This is a genomic window from Granulicoccus phenolivorans DSM 17626 = NBRC 107789 = JCM 15570, assembly GCF_000423085.1.
GTDB lineage: Bacteria > Actinomycetota > Actinomycetes > Propionibacteriales > Propionibacteriaceae > Granulicoccus > Granulicoccus phenolivorans.
The window spans coordinates 1-17,601 of record NZ_AUHH01000045.1 but is presented as its reverse complement, the minus strand read 5'-3'; the positions used below and the strand labels follow the sequence as shown (position 1 = coordinate 17,601).

At 72.3% G+C, this 17,601-nt stretch carries 8 protein-coding genes; all 8 read left to right on the top strand.

Translation table 11 applies throughout. The features are described from left to right. Nucleotides 1-48 precede the first annotated feature (48 nt). Entirely contained in the window at nt 49-1,857 is a 1,809-nt protein-coding gene (locus tag G531_RS0115655; protein WP_081684182.1) for an AAA family ATPase, read from the top strand. A gap of 99 nt (nt 1,858-1,956) precedes the next feature. Continuing rightward, on the top strand, nt 1,957-4,083 hold the full coding sequence (locus G531_RS0115650) for a hypothetical protein (RefSeq protein ID WP_026927953.1): 2,127 nt from the start codon (nt 1,957-1,959) through the stop codon (nt 4,081-4,083). A gap of 95 nt (nt 4,084-4,178) precedes the next feature. Then, the gene (locus G531_RS0115645; RefSeq protein ID WP_026927952.1) at nt 4,179-8,222 is read left to right on the top strand and encodes a type IV secretory system conjugative DNA transfer family protein; all 4,044 of its coding nucleotides are present in this window, start codon (nt 4,179-4,181) and stop codon (nt 8,220-8,222) included. A 122-nt stretch (nt 8,223-8,344) separates the two neighbouring features. Further along, on the top strand, nt 8,345-13,936 hold the full coding sequence (locus G531_RS23225; protein ID WP_145978548.1) for a hypothetical protein: 5,592 nt from the start codon (nt 8,345-8,347) through the stop codon (nt 13,934-13,936). Further along, on the top strand, nt 13,936-15,735 hold the full coding sequence (locus tag G531_RS0115635; protein ID WP_026927951.1) for a hypothetical protein: 1,800 nt from the start codon (nt 13,936-13,938) through the stop codon (nt 15,733-15,735). The genes G531_RS23225 and G531_RS0115635 overlap by 1 nt, the downstream gene beginning before the upstream one ends. A 49-nt stretch (nt 15,736-15,784) precedes the next feature. Continuing rightward, nucleotides 15,785-16,159 (top strand): hypothetical protein, encoded by a 375-nt coding sequence (locus tag G531_RS0115630; protein WP_026927950.1) that lies wholly within the window; start codon nt 15,785-15,787, stop codon nt 16,157-16,159. A gap of 616 nt (nt 16,160-16,775) precedes the next feature. After that, a complete protein-coding gene (locus G531_RS25810) occupies nt 16,776-16,937 on the top strand; it encodes a hypothetical protein (RefSeq protein WP_155827980.1) in 162 nt (53 codons plus the stop codon). Nucleotides 16,938-17,072: 135 nt separating this feature from the next. Next, nucleotides 17,073-17,601, top strand: a 529-nt coding sequence (locus tag G531_RS25805; protein ID WP_211221880.1) for a M12 family metallopeptidase, incomplete at its 3' end; no start/stop codon positions are given.

Below are 17,601 nucleotides of genomic sequence, written 5' to 3'. Positions count from 1 at the left end.
GCCGCACCGTACCCACCCCGACCGCCCAACCCCGGAGTTGATGTCGTCATGCCGAGCCCGTCGCGTCCCGCTGCGCCGCCGGAGCGGGACGCCGGGACGCCCCGCACCGTGTGCGCGCAGTCCTATCCCCTGCTCGCCGCCCTCGCGGATCCCCTGCCCGGCCCCGCCCGTGCCGTCGTCGGCCGGGAGCACGAGACGCGGCAGCTGCTCGCCGCGCTCAGCCGGCCCGAACTGTCCAACGTGCTCCTGCTCGGGGACCCCGGCAGCGGCAAGACCGCCGTGGTCCAGGCCACCATGCTGGCCGATCCGCAGCGGCTGTACCTGGAACTGGATCCGGCCCGGATGATCGCCGCGGCCGGGGACAGCAGCCGCATGGCCGCCACCCTGAAAGGTCTCTTCGAAGAAGCCGAACGGTTCTGCCGGACCGAGGCGTGCGAGGTGGTGCTGGTCATCGACGAGTTCCACCAGATCATGCAGCTGTCCGCGGCGGCGACCGAGGCGATCAAGCCGGTCCTGGCCGCCTCGGGATCGCGCGGGATCCGACTGATCGCGGCGACCACCTACGACGAGGCCCACCAGCACATCATCCCCAACCAGCCGCTGACCGAACGGCTGCAGCGGATCAATCTGCACCCGCCCGATCAGCCGACCACGCTGGCGATCCTGCGCGCGATGGCCGACCGGTACGGCGTGGCCGACCAGCTGGTCGACGACCACCTGCTGCGCCAGATCTACGAGTACACCCAGCGCTACCAACCGGCCAGTGCGCAGCCCCGCAAGTCGATCCTGGTCCTCGATGCGATGGTCGGCTGGCACCGGCTGACCGGCCGCTCGCTCGATCGGGCACTGCTGGCCGACGTCCTGCAGGAGTCGTTGAACGTCACCGTGGCCTTCCGCGTCGACGGTGCCCGGATCAAGGAGCAGCTGGACGAGGCGGTGTTCAGCCAGGACCTGGCCACCACCGCCGTCGCCCGGCGCCTGCAGCTGTCGGTGGCCGACCTGCACGACAAGTCCCGACCGATGGCCAGCCTGCTGTTCACCGGCAGTTCCGGGGTCGGGAAGACCGAGCTGGCCACGACCCTGGCCCGGCTGCTGTTCGGCGACCCGCGGCACCTGATCCGGCTGGACATGACCGAGTACGCCCAGGACGCCTCGGTGGAGGTGTTCCGCTCCGAACTCACCCGGCGGGTCTGGGACCGCTCCCACGCGGTCCTGCTGTTCGACGAGATCGAGAAGGCCTCCCCGATGGTGACCCGGGTGCTGCTGCAGGTCCTCGACGACGGCCGGCTCAGCGACGACAACCGGCGCGAGGTCAGCTTCCTCAACACCTACATCGTGATGACCACCAACGCCGGCAGCGAGGTGTACCGGACGATCGCGCAGTACGCCGCCGACGACACCGGGTCGGGCGCCCGGCTCGCCGACTACACCCGGCTGATCCGGCGCTCGCTGTCCGACACCGTCGCCGGCAACCGGTTCCCGCCCGAACTGCTCGGCCGGATCGATGTCATCGCCCCGTTCCAGCCGCTGTCCCGCGAGACCCAGAAGCGGATCGTGCACCGCAAGCTGCGCGCTCTGGTCCGCGAGGTGCTCGTCAAACACAACGTGCGCCTTGAGGTCGACGAGCGGGTGCTGCAGTACCTGATCGAGGACAAGGCCGACACCGACTCCGACGCCGGTGGCGCCCGGGCCGCGGTGGCGCGGCTGACCGAGGAGGTCACCACCGCCGTCGCGGCCTTCCTCAACGAACGCCCCGCCGAACGGCGGATCCGGATCGACGTGGTCGGCGACCTGGTCAGTGACCACAAGACCCTGCTGAAGTCCGACGCCCACCTGGAGGTCAGTGCCCACCGCTGACCGCCGCTGTCGCTTCCTGCCCACTCCCAATGGATAGCCTGTATCGAATGCGGATCGATCCCGATAGAATGGTGCATGATCGGCGAAAGGATCGACTCCATGGGCATTTTCGGTGGCACGGCGACCCCGACCCGGAGCACGGAGCGGAAGAAACGGCCCGACGACCTGCTGAGTTCGGTCGTCCCGGAGACCGCGATCCCCGCCGCGGTCGAACTGCTGCAGGCGAACACGCCCTTCGTGTTCCCCAGCGGCACCGCGTGGGTGATCCTGACCCTGGACGTGGCCACCATCGGCGGCCTCAGCCGCCGGCACGGCCGCGACGAGGCAAAAGGCTCGATCATCGAGCTGATCCGCTCCGACCAGCTGCAGACGGTCGCCACCGCGGAGATGCTGGCCGCGGAGACCCTGGGCCTCATCCCCACCCCGGCGACCCTCGAGCGGATGAGCGAGTACTCCCTGCTCACCCGGACCGCCGCCTACACGTGGTCGGTGGTGTGGCAGAAGCCCCGCGGCGACCTGATCGTGGACCAGCTCCCCGGCCGGCTCGCCCCGGCGAGCCATGCGCTGGCGGCCGAGGTGGCGGCCGGCCGGACCAGCCTGCGGGAGGCGGTCGGCGCCCGGGCGTGGCGGGAGCACAGCGGCCTGACCGAGGACGCGGACCCCGCGCCCGGGGACGCCCCGGAGACCGGCGACACCACGGAGGGGGACGCTGCGGCGGGGGACGGCGCCCCCGAGGCCGGGGACACGGAGCCGGACGGCGCTCCCGCGGACGATTTCTGGGACGAGCCCGCCGCGGACGGGTCCGGCGACCCGCCGATGGCTCCCCTGGCGGCCCCGGCCGAGCCGCCGGCCGCCGGGCACGCCCCCGGCCCCCGCGCTACCGACACCGGCGACGCAGGCGGCGCCGAGGAACCCGCCGGCTTCCCGGGGGCGGTCGAGCCGCTGCCGGCCGACCTTCTGCCCGCCGAGGAGGGAGGCGCCGAGGAGGCCGACCCGGCCGCGGCGCGGCCGCTGGAGGACCAGCAGCAGGTGCGCGCGGTCATCGCCCGGCGGTTCCTGGCCGAGGACCTGGACCTGGCGATCGGGTTGGACGAGTTCGACGCCACGTTCGCCATCGGCGCCCCCGCCGTCCAGATCGAGGTCCCGCCCGAGGCCAGCGCCTGGCTCGGCGACCAGGTCGCCCAGCTCACCCGGCAGGCAAACGCCGAGCTCGCCCAGCTGCGCGCCGCCCACGAGGACGAGCTGCGCACCCTCTACGTCACCCTGTCCGCCCAGCTGGCCGAGGGAATCATCCGGAAGGTCGCCACCGACCGGGAGGGGTCGCGGTACCAGGCGCTGAAGGCCGGCACCGACCGGGCCCATGCCGACCGGATCGCCGCGAAAGACACCCAGATCCGGCTGCGCCGGGCCGAGCTCCTCCAGGCCTACGAGGCCGAGGCCACCCGGCGCGGGGAACAGGCGGCCCTGCTGGCCGAGACCCAGTACCGGGAGCGGAACCGGCCCCGGCTGGAGCGGGACCAGGCCGCGGTGGGGACCGAGGTCGAGCGCCTGATCGAGGACGGCTACACCCACGACCTGCAGGAGATCCTGAGCGTGCGCCGCAGCGACGCCGACCTCCAGTTGCAGGTCGGCCGGACCGCCATCTTCGAGGTGCTGGCCGACCAGCAGAGCGACCATCTGCGGGCCGAGGCCGACCGGCTGCACCAGTGGGTCGCCGAGATCCGGCAGCTGATCGGCGAACACCGGGAGGCGGACCTGACCCGGGCCGCGGTGCTCGCCGAGCAGCAGCGCACCACCGACGCCCTCGGGGCTCAGCACCGCGACTACGAGGCCACGCTGGCGACCGTGCGGGCCGAGCACGCCGAACGGACCCGCCGGCTCGCCGAGGAACTGGACCGCACCCGCACCGAGGCCGTCAGCACGCTGCGGGCCCGGGAGGCCGAATGGCACTACAGCCTGAACCTGGAGGTGGAGAAGACCCGGTCGCAGACCCAGCGCAACGTCGAGCTGCTCGAGCAGCTGGACACCGCGGAGACCCGGGCCGCGGCCCGGCACGCCGCCCGCCTCGACGAGGCCCTCGCCGACAAGGACGCGTTCCACCACGAGCTGGTCCGGGCCTCGGAGATGCAGGGCCGCTCCACTCGGATCCTGATCGCCTTCGTGATCGTGATGGGCCTGATCTGCCTGGGCGCGGGCTTCATCCTCGGCGCCGGCGTCGCTCCCTGATCCGGACCGGCACCCGGACGGCACCACCCGGCTCCCCGCCACCCCCGACAACCCCGGGACGCACCCCGCCCCGGACGGAAGGATGTGAGCCGACCATGGCTCCGAAAGCCCGCCCCCAGGCCTCCAACTGGGACAAACTGCGCACCCGCGCGGCCACCGAGACCCACACCCACCGCGACGTGCACGGCCGGCAGCAGCTGGATCGCGCAAGGTTGCGGCGGCTGCGCTCCCGCGGCCCCGGGGCCGTCCTCGCGGTGATCGCGGGGATCCTGGTCGCCGCGGTCGCCTGGGTGCTGTTCTCGGTGCTGGCGGTCCTGGCCGCCACCGTGGGCGCCGGCCTCGGCCGCGGACCCCTGACCGGGGCCGCCTCCCCCACCGCGGCCGCCTCCTACTGGAGCGAACAGACCACCACCGGCCCCGGGGGCGCGGTCGTCACCTGCTACCGGCCGGTCGACCGCGCGGGCCGCCCGGTCCCGACCGGCCCGTGCTATCCCAGTGCCGGCGAGGTCCCGGTCCCCGACTGGTTCGCGGCCGCGTCCGCCGCCCCGACCGGGCCGGGCGAACCCCGCGCCGCGAGCCGGGCGCCCGCGCCGCCGGCGGGCCTGGCGCCGCAGCTGACCGCGGTGTCGGCGCTCAAGCTGGTCACCACCCTGGGCCCCGGCCTGGTGGTCGCCCTGATGGTCCTCACCTGGTCGGCGCGGCGGGTGGCCGCGGCCAACCTGATGCGCACCACCGCCGACATCAATCAACACGAGAACGACCAGCACATCGCCCTGCCCGAGGAGATCCAGCGCGAATACGACTGGTTCCCCGACGCCGGGGCGCACTCCGCGGTCCAGGTCAGCTCCCTGATCAGCCACGTGATGCTGCAACGCAAGGGCCTCGGGACGGTCGCGGTGCCGCAGCGGGCCACCGCCGATCTCACCGACGAGACCGGCGCGGTCCGGTGCTACGCGGGCGAGGTCCTCGAGGACGCGCACGGCGACCCGGTGGTCCGCCGGCTGCCGCTGATCGACGAGGACTTCGGGCAGGACCTGTTCGCGGTGTCCGGGGTTCCCGACGACCCCCGGTTGCGGCGCACCTTCGACGCCCGGGTGATCGCCTACAACCCCGGCGGCACCGTGCGGGACAAGCTCGGCCCGTACCCGACGGTCGCCGACCTGATCACCGCCGACTGGGAGCTGCCCGACTACGAGGTGCAGCGGCCGGCCGGCGCCTACCTGGTCGATACCGCCCCGGTGAACACGATGGTGCTGGCGATGACCCGGGCCGGCAAGGGCCAGACCTACATCGAACCGCTGATCGACGTCTGGACCCGGGAGAAGCGCCCCTCCAACCTGGTCATCAACGACCCGAAAGGCGAACTGCTGGTCAAGACCCTGGTGAAGGCGGTCCGGCGCGGCTACGCCCCGATCCAGTTCAACCTGATCAACCCGATGAACACCGACATCTACAACCCGCTCGGCCTGGCCGCCGAGGCGGCCCGCGAGGGCGACGCGACCAAGTGCGCGCTCTACGTGGAGAACATCGCCGACGTGTTCTTCCCGCTGGACGGCGGCGAGGACCCGGTCTGGCCGAACGCGGCCAACAACGCCTTCAAGCGCGCCGCCTACGGCCTGATCGACTTCTACCTGGAGGAGGAGCGCGAACTGCGCGAGGCCGCCGCGCTCACCGGGATGGATCCGCAGACCCTGGAGCAGCGGCTGGACGACCTGTGGGGCCGGGTCACCCTCTACAACTGCTACCAGCTGTTCGTGCAGCTCACCGCCCGGAAGCTGCCCAATCCACAGGCCCGGCTCGAGGAACGGATCGCCGACGGGGAGTTCGCGGGCGACGCGGTCGGCCTGGCACAGGAACGGGAGCGGGCCGCCGCCCTGGCCGCGTTCTGGGAGGGCAAGCCCGAGCAGGACATGCTCACGCTGTACTTCAACGCCACCGAGGCGTTGCCGGCCAACACGATGCGGACCCTGGTCGGCAACGCCAACAACGCGTTGCGCGCGATGGCCGGGGCGGAGAAGATGCTGGCCTCGGTCTACGGCATCGCGATCACCGCGATGAGCTTCTTCACCGACCCCACCATTTCGGCGCTCACCTCGGGCAAGCCCAGCCAGAACACCGACCTGGGCGGCCTCAGCTTCCCGCGCCGGCTCGGGGTCCGGTTCAGCGCCGACTACGTCAAGCGCGAACACCTGCAGGGCCTGCAGGCGGTCTGGACGGCCTACGCCGACCCGCGGTTCACCGAACCCCTGGGCGCCGACTTCGCCCACGACGACCTGGTCTCCCGGGAGGGGTGGGCCCGCTACTACTTCAAGGGGGTGTTCCCGACCGATCACGCGTACCTGAAGCTGGAGCTGGTCAACCCGCAGAACCGGATGCTGGTGCGGACCTTCCGGTTCCACTTCACCAAGGGCTACCAGCTCTCCCTGAACGGCCGGCACTACGTCAAGGAACCGGTCACCGGCGCCAAGATCGTCAAGAACGGGATCCTCCGCGAACTCCGCCCGGCCGACGCCGGCGCCACCCCGGACGGGACGCCCGGGACGTACACGCCGGGCGACACGCTGTATCCGCAGACCCGGCTGGACCTGTCCGGCGGCGGCGTCCCGGAGAAGGTGGACGGCCGGGCCCGGGCGATCATCCAGACCTCGGTGCGCTACGCGGAGAAGCCGAAGGCGGTCTTCCTGGTCACCCCGCCGCATCTGAGCAAGTACGCCAAGCTGCTGCTGATCCTGCTCAAGCAGCTGGTGGACCTGAACTTCGACAAGTCCTATCTGGCCAAGGCCGACCAGAAGCCGCTGTACCGCACCCGGTTCATGCTCGACGAGCTCGGCAACCTGCAGTCCGACGGGCACGGCATCAGCGGCTTCGAAACGATGTTGAGCATCGGCCTCGGGCAGGACCAGCAGTTCACGGTGATCCTGCAGACGCTGCAGCAGCTCCGCGACATCTACGGCGACGTGGACCGGATCGTCCTGGGCAACATCGCCAACATCATCTTCCTCAAGTCGACCGACGACGCGATGCTCGAGACGTTGGAGAAGATGAGTGGACAGACCCACGTCTCCCGGATCGACTCGAAACAGATCAGCCAGGACGTGGACCGGATGGTCGGCGGGCGGACCGACTCCCGGGTCTCGTACACGATGACCACCAGTGCCGAACCGCTGATCACCTACACCGACCTGGCCTCCCTGCCGGCGCGCAACTCGATCGTCTTCCGGGCCGGGAAGGCGCCGGTGTGGAACCGGAACGAGACGATCCTGCCCATGTCCTACAAGCTGCTGGGCCGCACGCCGCAGGAGCCCGGGCGGGACTACAACCTGAAGACCATCCCCACGCTGTCCTCGGCCGGCGACTTCGACGTCCGCAGGAACCAGCCCGACTTCGTGCGGATGCTGACCAAGCGGATGGCCCAGGCCCACCACGCGGGCGCGGCGAAGCAGACCTACCAGGAGATCTACGGCTACAGCGACGTCCAGATCGCCCGGCTCGACCCCGACGTCTACGCCGACGAGGTGATGCGGCTGGTCACCCAGCAGGTCGAGGCCGACGCCGGCCGGGACCCGCACGCGCCGATGGTGCTGGACCCGGACGACGACGAGGGCCTCGCCCTGCTGATGTTCGACCCGGAGGACGCGGTCGAGGACACCCTGCTGGCCGCCGAGGTGGCCCGCCGCCGCGACCAGCAGGACCGGCGGCGGGCCCGGATCTACGCCGAGGGCCGGATCAGCCAGGACATGCTCATCAACCCCGACGGTTCGGCCAAGCTCAAGAGCCTGGACCGCCAGCTCGCCGAGGCCTGCCAGCGAACCCGGATCGAACTGGAACGCGACCGCGACCACTTCTCCCTGGACGGCGACGGTGCCCTGTGCAGTGCCGACGGCACCCGGGTCTACCTGAGCCGGGACCGGTCCGCGTCCGCGGTCGCCGGCCTGCACCGGCTCACCGCCGCCCTGCACGACCCGGACCGCCGGGTGTACGCCGAGCAGGACCTCACCCCCGACGACCTGGCCGGGCTGAGCACCGTGACCGTGCACGCCGCCTTCTACCAGTTCCTGGCCTCCCTGCCGAGCTGGGAGGACCTGGCCGGCGGGGAGTTCGACCGGGCGATGGCCCGCGAGATGAAGGCCGCCGAGTAGCGCCCGCCCCGGCTCCGGCACGGCCCGCCGGATCTATCGAATAAATCCGTGTCATCTATCGATAGGAGAGTTAGACTCTATTCATAGCCAGCCGATCCGAGCCCCGTCAGGAGCTGACAGCCATGCGGAAAGCCCACGGCCTGCGCCGCTACTTCTACGAGTACCTCTTCCACCGCACCGTCGACGACGCCCGGACCCGCACGGGGGAGGTCCTGCCGATCTCCCGGGCCCGGCGGATCCGCGCCCGGGTCGACGAGCTGCTGGCCGGGCACGGCACCGCCCTCGCCGATCCGGACCTGGGCGTCTCGCGCTGCCTGCGGGCGATCGACGACGCCTTCGCCGACCTGCTGCCCGGCCACGAGCCCCGGTTCGGGGAGCACACCCCGCGGGATCCGGCCTACGGCCGGCTGCTGCGCGAGTTCGCCGGCCTGACCGGGGTCGGCGCCCCCGAGCCGGGTCCGGCCGCGGCGGGACGGCTGCCGGTGAGTCCCTACGACCCGGCCTGGGCCGACCGGGCCACGGTGAAACGTGCGGGCACCGCCCTGCTGCACCTGCCCGACGAGGCGATCACCCGGGCCACCGGCGGCACCGTCGAGGCCCTCGCCGATCCCCGGCACGGCAGCCTGATGCTGTGGGGCCGCACCGCCGACGGCACCCCCTACGAGGCGGGCCGCGCGATGACCCTCGACGACGCCGCCGGCCTGACCGTGCTGATGGACAAGATGAGCCGGCGCGAGTACGACCAGGTCCGCGACTGGGTGATCGACGGCGGCCGGGACCCGCGCACCGGCCGGGTGGACCGCAACCGGTTCATGTCCCCGGCCGCGCTGGCCCGCTCCGCGGCCCTGCTGGCGGAGCTGCAGGCCCAGGGCATCCCCTACACCGTGGCCCGCGACCGGGACCCCGGCCAGCTCAAGGCGCGCCTCAGCGACACCGGGCTGGAGATCCGGCTGATCGACCCGCGCCAGGAGGACTACGCCGGGGCCCGCATCTACGACAACGGCACCGTGGTGCGCCTGTCGACCAACCTCCGGGTCCCCGGCGGGATGGCGGTTCCCTCCCCCACCCCCGACCAGGCCGTCCGGCTGCTGCGGTTCGCCCAGGGACAGCCGATTCCCCGGCAGGACCGGCCCGAGCGCACCGTCGGCACGGTGGGCACCGGCCATCCCGAGACCGGGCGCGGCCGGCGGATCGTCGAGGTGCCCGACAGCTACCACGGCGAACGCGAGACCATGTTCGTCCTCGCCGACTACCGGGTGCCCGGGGAACCGGCCCCGCGGCCCGGCACGAAGCTGCTGCTGCGCCGCGACGCGAAGGCCCGCCACCTGCCGACCTTCTTCGTCGACCCGGAGGTCGCCGAGACCTACGTCCGGGACGCGGTGGAGTCCGCCCGGCAGAACCTGCAGGCGGCGCTGGACGTGGACACCCTGATCGCCGCCGCCGCGGCCGAACTGCAGCGCACCGCCGGCCGGCCGGAGGAGATCGAACCGCCGGAGTACGCGGCCGACCCCGAGGTCGCCGCGATCCAGCGCTCCTACTGGGACGTGCTCACGGGAGCCCGGCGCGACCTGCTGCGGCCCGGCGCGACCGAGGAACTGTACCGGGCCCGGCTGGCCGACCTCGACGCGCCCCACGACAGCCCTGACGACACCTCGGACGACGACCCGGACGCGGCGCCCGACCTGGGCAACCTGGCCTACGCCGGAACCCCGGCCGAGCAGGTCCGCGCGCACGCCGCGGACGTGCCGTACGAGCTGGTCGGCACCTGGGAGGCCGAGCCCTGCCAGGTGGACGGACAGTGGGAGGACCGGCGCTTCGACCCGGCCCGGGTCGCCACCCACATGACCAGCCCCACCGGGCAGTGGTCCAACCTGGACAACCTGGCCGCCGCCCTGCGCCGGCTCCGCGTCGACCCCACCGAGCTGCGCGGCACCAGCTTCCGGACCACCCGGTTCAAGGACCGGATCATCACCCTCGACGAGGAGACCGCCCACCCGATCGCCGCGGACGCGTCCCCGTTCCTGCGCCGGGTCGGGGCCACGGTCCGCGCGGCGCTGGAGGCCAATGCCACCACCCCCGAGGACATCCTGATCGACGACCACGGGGTGATCGCCTGGCGCGGCCGGAAACTGCGCCGCGACGGCGGCACGACGCCGGTGACCGGGGAGATCGGGCAGGTCTTCGCCCCCGGCGACCACGGCGAGATCGTCACCGCCTTCGCCAGCGGGGACGACGCGCTGATCGCGCCCGGCTTCGAGGCCCGGATCGTGGCCCCGCAGCCCGGCGAGGCCCCCGCCCCGGTCGAGGAACGCACCCGGCTGCGCGGCTACGAGCAGCTGCTGCACGACCGGATCCGCTACCAGCTGGCCGCCGACCTGGTGTCGGGCCGCAGCCAGGTCGGCGAACCCGCCTCGCTGAACGGGCTCTACGCCCAGCTGTCCGGCACCCGGCATCCGGTCGACTTCCTGGAGCGCGGTTACCGCGTGGACACGGCAACCGGCGAGCTCACGGCGGCTCCCGACGACTGGACCGCCACGATCGTGCGGACCGAGGCCCGCCGGGTCCGCTACGGCAACGACATCAAGCAGGGCTCCACCATTCACGCGGAGTACCGGGCCGCCCGGGACCGCACCGACCCGGCCGACGACAACCGCTTCGACGCCTGGCAGCTGACCGGCGGCCGGAACATGGCGGTGCTCACCGGCACCGACGCGCACGGGATCCCGGCCCCCGGCGGGTTTTTCGACCCGGTGATGACCGGCGGCGCCACCAATCAGGGCATCGTGCGCTACCTCACCACCGATGCCCGGGTGGACCCGGACGGCCGGATCATCCCCGGCGACCCGGCCACCCTCACCGGCGCGCGGGCGCCGCTGATGACCCGCCCCGAGCTGGACACCCTGCGCTACGACCCGTTCGACCGGCAGCAGATGACCGCCGCCACGATCATGCAGGCCGCCGAGGTGACCCCGCCCCGCGGGACGGCGCTGATGACGTTCGGCGGCTGGACCGCCGACGACCCGATCGTGGTCTCGACCGAGTTCGCCCGGGCCCACCGGATCCGCGGCGCCGGCGGCCGGCTGCGGGACCTGGTGGTCGGCGACAAGCTCTCCGACCTGCACGGCAACAAGGGCGTCATCTCCCTGATCGTCGACCGGACCCTGGATCCCGCCGCGGCCGAGGCGCAAGGCCTGGGCGAGGAGGTCGCCTGGTTCCGGGCCAACCCGGGCCTGGACGTGGTGATGTCCCCGTTCTCGCTGATCTCGCGCCGCAACGCCGGCTCGGCCCGGGAACTGATGGGCAGCGACCCGGTCGACCTGGTGCCGCCCCCGGGCCGGGCGGTGCCGCCGCTGCTGGGCCGGGGCGCGCTGGGCCGGATGCGGTTCGTGGTCACCCACCTGGCGGTCGACGAGAAGACCCGGGTCTACGACGACGCCGAGGTGCTCGCCGGGCACGGCCGCAAGGCCTCCTCCCAACTGGCCTGGGCGCTGCAGTCCCAGGACTGCCCGGCGATCATGCGGGAGTTCTACGGCCCCAACGCCGGCGCCGAGGCCACCCTGCGCGAGTACCTGCTGGTGACCGGCCTGGACCTGGACGCCGACGGCACCCTCCGGGTGACCGGCCGCGCCGAGGGTCTCGACGACCGGCCGGCGCGCCGGTTGTTCGCGCTGCCCGACCTGGTGCGGACCCACCCGCGCAGCCCCGGCCAGCGGCCCGGCCTGAACAGCGCGGCGATGCGGGCCGCCTTCGGCCGGCTGATCGGCGACCGCGGCGGCGACCTGGAACTGCCGTTCCCGCTCACCTACCCGACCGGCGAGACCCTGGAGACGGCCGGTGCCACGACCTGGAAGCTGCCGGTGCTGTCCGCCCACCTGCGCAGCGGCCAGGAGTTCGACGACGGCACCTCGGTCACCCACGACTACACCCGTCAGTACCAGGACGTGTTCGCCGAGGCCTGCCGCTACCGCTACCTGGCCGAGCGCCTCGACGGTCCCGGCCTGCCCGCCGAGCAGCGGGAGGCCGTCCGGCGCGACATGAGCGAGGCGACCGCACGGGCGCAGCGGGCGTTCGAGGCTATCACCACCGACGTCCGGACCCGGATCCTGACCGGGAAGACCAACCTGTTCAAGACCGGCCTGATGAGTTCCCGGCTGCCCGACTCGGCCACCATGGTGTGGACCTCCGATCCCCGGCTGGACGTCGACCAGATCGCGCTGGGCCCCGCGGCGGCCGGCCGGCTCGGCCTGGCCGAGGGCGACCACGCCCTGGTCTGGCGCGACCCCGTCCTGCGCGATGCCGGGGTGCGCTACCTGCGCGTCACGATCGACGACCGGCTCACCGGGGCGGCGATCAACCCGGTGATGGACGCCTGCTTCGACGGCGACTTCGACGGCGACGCGGTCGCCGTGGTCCGGCTGCACACCCGGGAGGCCGACCGGGAGGCCCTGGCAAGGCTGTCGGTGCCGGCCAACCTGCTCGACACCGGCGTCGTCCGCGAGAAGGGTGCTCATCCGCTGGCGATGCAGGTCTCGCTGGACACCCGGGTCCGGCTCGCGGCCGATCCCGACCTGGCTGCGGAGCTGGCCAGCGCCACCGCCGAGGCGAACCGGCTGTCCCGGCTGGAGGCCGCCGGGGAGGCGACCCGGGACGACCTGGCCCTGGACCGGGAGGTGGTCACCGCCGAACTGAGCGGGCTCTACCGGCAGGCCCAGCGCGCCGAGTTCGGCGCGGCCCTCAGCTTCGCCGGCCGGGAGGAGCACCTGGCCAGCGTGCGGACGGTCTGCGTCGAGACCGGGGCCAAGGGCAGCGCGAAGAAGCTCGCCGCCTACGCGCACAACCTGGGCGACGCGCACGGGGTGACCGGGCTCACCGCGGCCGATCAGGAGGAGTCGATGTTCGCGACCGCGATCAAGGCGCACGGCACCGGTCTGGGTGGCATGTTCAGCCAGCGGGCGGTGGCGGCGCTGCGCGACGCCGACCTGACCGCGGTGCTCGAGCTCACCTACCCGGTCACCCAGTCGATCCTGCAGGCCAAGCACGATGCGGCCGAGGCCCGGCACAAGTACGCGATGCTGCAGGGCCCGGGCCGGGAACTGTGGCGCGGCCGCCGGCTGGAGCACCCCGCCCCGCACACCTGGCGCACCGTGCTGGTGGACGGGGAGCCGGTCCAGGCGAGCCGGGAGGACTGGCAGGAGCAGTTTCTCGCCTTCTACGGCGCCGCCGATGGGTTCAACGTCAGCGTCAATCCCGCCTACGTGGCCCGGGTGGCCGACGCGCTGGCCGATCCCCGGACCGGCCTGATCCGGGACCTGGAGACCGACCCGGGGCTGCGCGGCACGGTGCTGGACCGGATGGCCTACGGCGGCGACTTCGCGACCCTGGTGGCCGCCGCCGACGCCCGGGAGAACCTCTACGACGGGGCGCACAGCAGCCAGTTCGCCCCGGCGGCCACCCGCCGGGTGCGGGAGGACCAGGACGCACTGCTGGCCGGGCCCACCCCCGCGGTGCGCCCCGGGGCGGCGTTCACCCTGAGCCCGGCCGTCCTCAAGGCCGACGTGCTCGCCGAGCACACCGGGGCCGCCCACCCGCGCGGCGGGACCCGCCGCTCCGGCCACGCGGTGGCCACCGGCCCGCGACGGCCGGTCCTCACCGCCCCCGGGGCTTCCGGGCCCGGGGTCGGCACCGAAGCGGGCACCGACGGACTGGAGCTGTGATGACCGAGGAGGCACCCCGCGGCCGCGGGACCAAACGCCTGCCGCTGCGCGACCCGCACCCGCCGACCGAACCGACCGAGCAGACCGAACCGACCGGGCCCGCCGGGCCGGATCCGGCCGGCCGGAACAACCAGAACGACCGGACGGACGACCCGGATCGGGCCGGCTCGCGGCGGACCCACCGCGAGCGACTGCGGGACCGGGCCCGGGAGTTTTTCGGGCCGCGCACCTGGGCCCGGATGGCGGACCGGCAGCGGCGTGCCGCCGCCGACAGGGTCCGGGTCGAGGCCGACGACACCGGCGACCTGTCCGACCGGGAGCACCTGCTCCGGTTGCGCGCGCGGACCCGGCAGGCCGGCGAGAGCTACATGACGAGCCTGCGGGACGCGCACATCCTGGTGCCCGGCTTCACCGACCCGGCGGGGACCACAGCGCCGGGGGCCGACCCGTTGGAGCAGACCGACGCGCTGCGCCGGGCCCACGCCACCCTGATGCTGCAGCACATGCTGCGCCCGCTCAGCCGGGGCGTGGACCGCGACGCGATCGTCCGGACCGTCGGGATGATGCTGACGATGCGGCTGCTGTCGCCGGACTTCCGGCAGGAGACCGACCGGTACGCGCGTGCCCTGCGCGGCACCGTCGAGGCCCGGATCGAGGCGCAGACGTACCGCCGCGGGCGGCGGGCGCAGGACCGGGCCGACGCGTTCAACGGCCGGGTCGACGCCGGGACCGCCGCCCGGGTCGCGCGCGAGCCGGGGCTGGCCGGCGACCCGGAGTTCCGGGCCCGCCGCGAGGCCCGCAAGCGCGGGCGGGACGACTTCCTGGCCGACCGCTGGCGGACCCGGCTGGCGCAGCTCGAACACCGCGACCGCGGCCACCGCGAGCTGTTCACCACCGACACCGCCGCGATGACCGAGGTGGCCCTGCTCGAGAACGCCTTCTGGGCGATGCGGCGGGACCGGGACCACTCCACCGAGATCGCGACCAGCTACCGGGCTCTGCGCACCCGGATCCACGCCCAGATGGCCGACGACGGTCTCGACCGCCGGGAGGTCGTCACCCGGGCCCGGACCATCCTCGGCGCCCGGATGGAGGCCGAACCGGAGCTGCGGCTGATGGTCAACGGGATGGCGCACGGCCGGATCGTGAAGGCGCCCCCGCACGCGACCCGGGTCGCCGGTAGTGACCGGGTCCGGACCGTGTGGACCGGGGAGTTCACCGACCAGCTGGGCACGCCGATCCCGGCCGACGCCATGGTCACCCTGCGCGCCCCGATGGATCCGGCCGAGCATCGCATCCAGTTGGCCGCCACGATGGAGCAGAGCCTGCTGGACGGCCTGCGCCGCGACGATCCGGCGTCCTACCAGGGCAGCCTGCTCGGCTACCTGGTCGGGTTCGCCGCCCAACGCCAAGGCCTGGACACCGCCGGTCTCCCGCCGGTCCTGCAGGACCGCCTCGAGCAGACCGAGACGATGCTGGCCGCCATGGCGATCGACGGCCTCACCGCCGAACAGGCCCAGGCGGCCTATGCGAGTGCGTTCACCGACGCGATGGAACAGGTCGGCGCGAAAGTGCCCGGCGTCGAGGACGCCCTCAAGCGCGGCCTGGGCGAGGACTGGCAGGCCACCCTGCAGGCCGCCGTCGACGATCCCGCGGGCTTCCTGGACGCCCAGCGCGACTACCGGGCCCCCGGCCAGGCGTGGCGAAGCGGCCCGAGTACCGGCCACCGGGCCGAGGCCGGCTTCGACTGGGGCTTCGCCGCAGGCCGGGCCGGCAGCCAGGACCGCCAGGCCCCCTGACCGGACCGCGCAGCGTCTCCCCCACCCCAGCAACCGAAAGGACGTCACCATGAGCGAAGCACCGCAGGGCGCGCGCTCCGGCTCGCGCCTGGCCCGCATGTTCGGCTATGTCACCCCCGAGGACCGGGCCCGCTGGGAGCAGCAGCGCCACGAACAGGAACCGGCCCTGACGCAGCTGCGCGCGGCGGCCGCGGCCTCCCTCGGGGCGCTGCTGGAATGGCATCAAACGGTGACCGGCTCCCGGTTCGACGCCGAACAGCGCACCGCCTCCCAGGCCCGCTTCGAGAGCTCGTATGCGCGGACCAGCACCCGGACCCGGGACCCGCGGACCCGGTCGATCACCGAGGTCGTCGGCTTCACCGCCGTCGACCACCGGCCGCGGCTCGAACCGGACCGGCAGACCGGCCCGGACTTCGAGCGGTGATCCCCACGCAACGCCGAGGCCAGCGGTTCCTCGACATTGCTCGGGTACGACCCGCAACCCGACCTCCAAGAACGAAGCGATCGGCAGGCCCGCGCCCCCAGGATGCACGTCAAGCGTTTGTCGACGCTGCTGCCAGTGACACGCTGTTCCGTCCGGCTGGATGCCCGTGACGTGGTGCGCACCATTGTCGTACGTTCCGAGGCACTGGTACTCAACTTCTGCTTTATGCCACCGCGACAGGCCAGGGTCGATGCTGTCCACGCCCAAGGTCATCAGGCCACCGCCGGCGCGCCATGGGCGGAGCGAGGAACACTCACGTGCTCCCGCTGACCTGTCACATCGCCTCCTGCGGCCGGCCTCGTCGACCGGGTGTCCGAAGAACTTCCCGTACCAATCGAGCTCCAGGGCAAGATCCCGGATGGGAAACCCGGCGAAAGCACTGCCCTCTCAGACGCCGACTAGTCATGACAATCTCGCATATTGCCTCATCCAGGAGTCAGTGGAATACTTTCAGCAGAGGGTTTCAACCGATGATCCGTCCTGTTGAATCTCGCACAGCTCCGATCGAAATCAGCTCGTTTCGCTGACGAAACACTGCCCTAAAGGAGCACGGGAAATGGTAGAAGACACGAACGTCACCGACTTCCCGGTGAAGCTTGATTTCGAACGCTATCGCGCCGGTCCGGAGCGCGCTATCAGCCTCACCGACGACTTGGGGCTGGTCAGACGGAGCGGACCACTCAACGTACTGTCCGGCAGGATCCAGCCCCGCGTTTGATCCCAGGCCGCGGACCAATCGCCGTTCAAGGGCCAAGGGACCGGGGCACCTGCTGGGCGTGCGCCGGCGCCTCCACCCATCGCGGCGCCTAGCTTAACTAATGATCTGACAACGCCGTCTACCTGGAGGGTTACCGTGAGCAACGTGCGCAACGACCGACAGCGGAGTCGCTGGCGTGGGAAAGTACCTTACGAGATCGCCGACACAATTAGTCCAATCGGTCGTCAGCAGATTGCTGACGCCATGGCGGCGTGGACGACGGTGGCTCCGGTCTCCTTTGTTGCGCGAACTGGCGAGAGCGACTACATCTTTTTCCACGCTGGTGACGAGGAGTGTTTCTCAACAAGCGTTGGTCATGCGGGAGGGAAGCAGCGCATCGGCTGCGAGTTTCCTCTGACCCCGCGCATGGTTTCGGGATCATCGCTCGCGGCCGAGAATCAGGCCAATGGAGGGCAGGTAGATTGCGTCTTCGCCGGGGCTGACGGAGCCATTTACGTGATGTGGACAGTCGGTTCAGGTCTCTGGTCAGATCCCGTTGGGCTCACGGCGCGGGGCACTGCGGTGCCGGGGGGCCCGGTGGCTTTGCACCATCAAGGCGGGATCGGCCAGCTGGATGCGCTGTTCGTGGATGGCAACGGTGTCGTCAACGTGATGTGGGTCAACG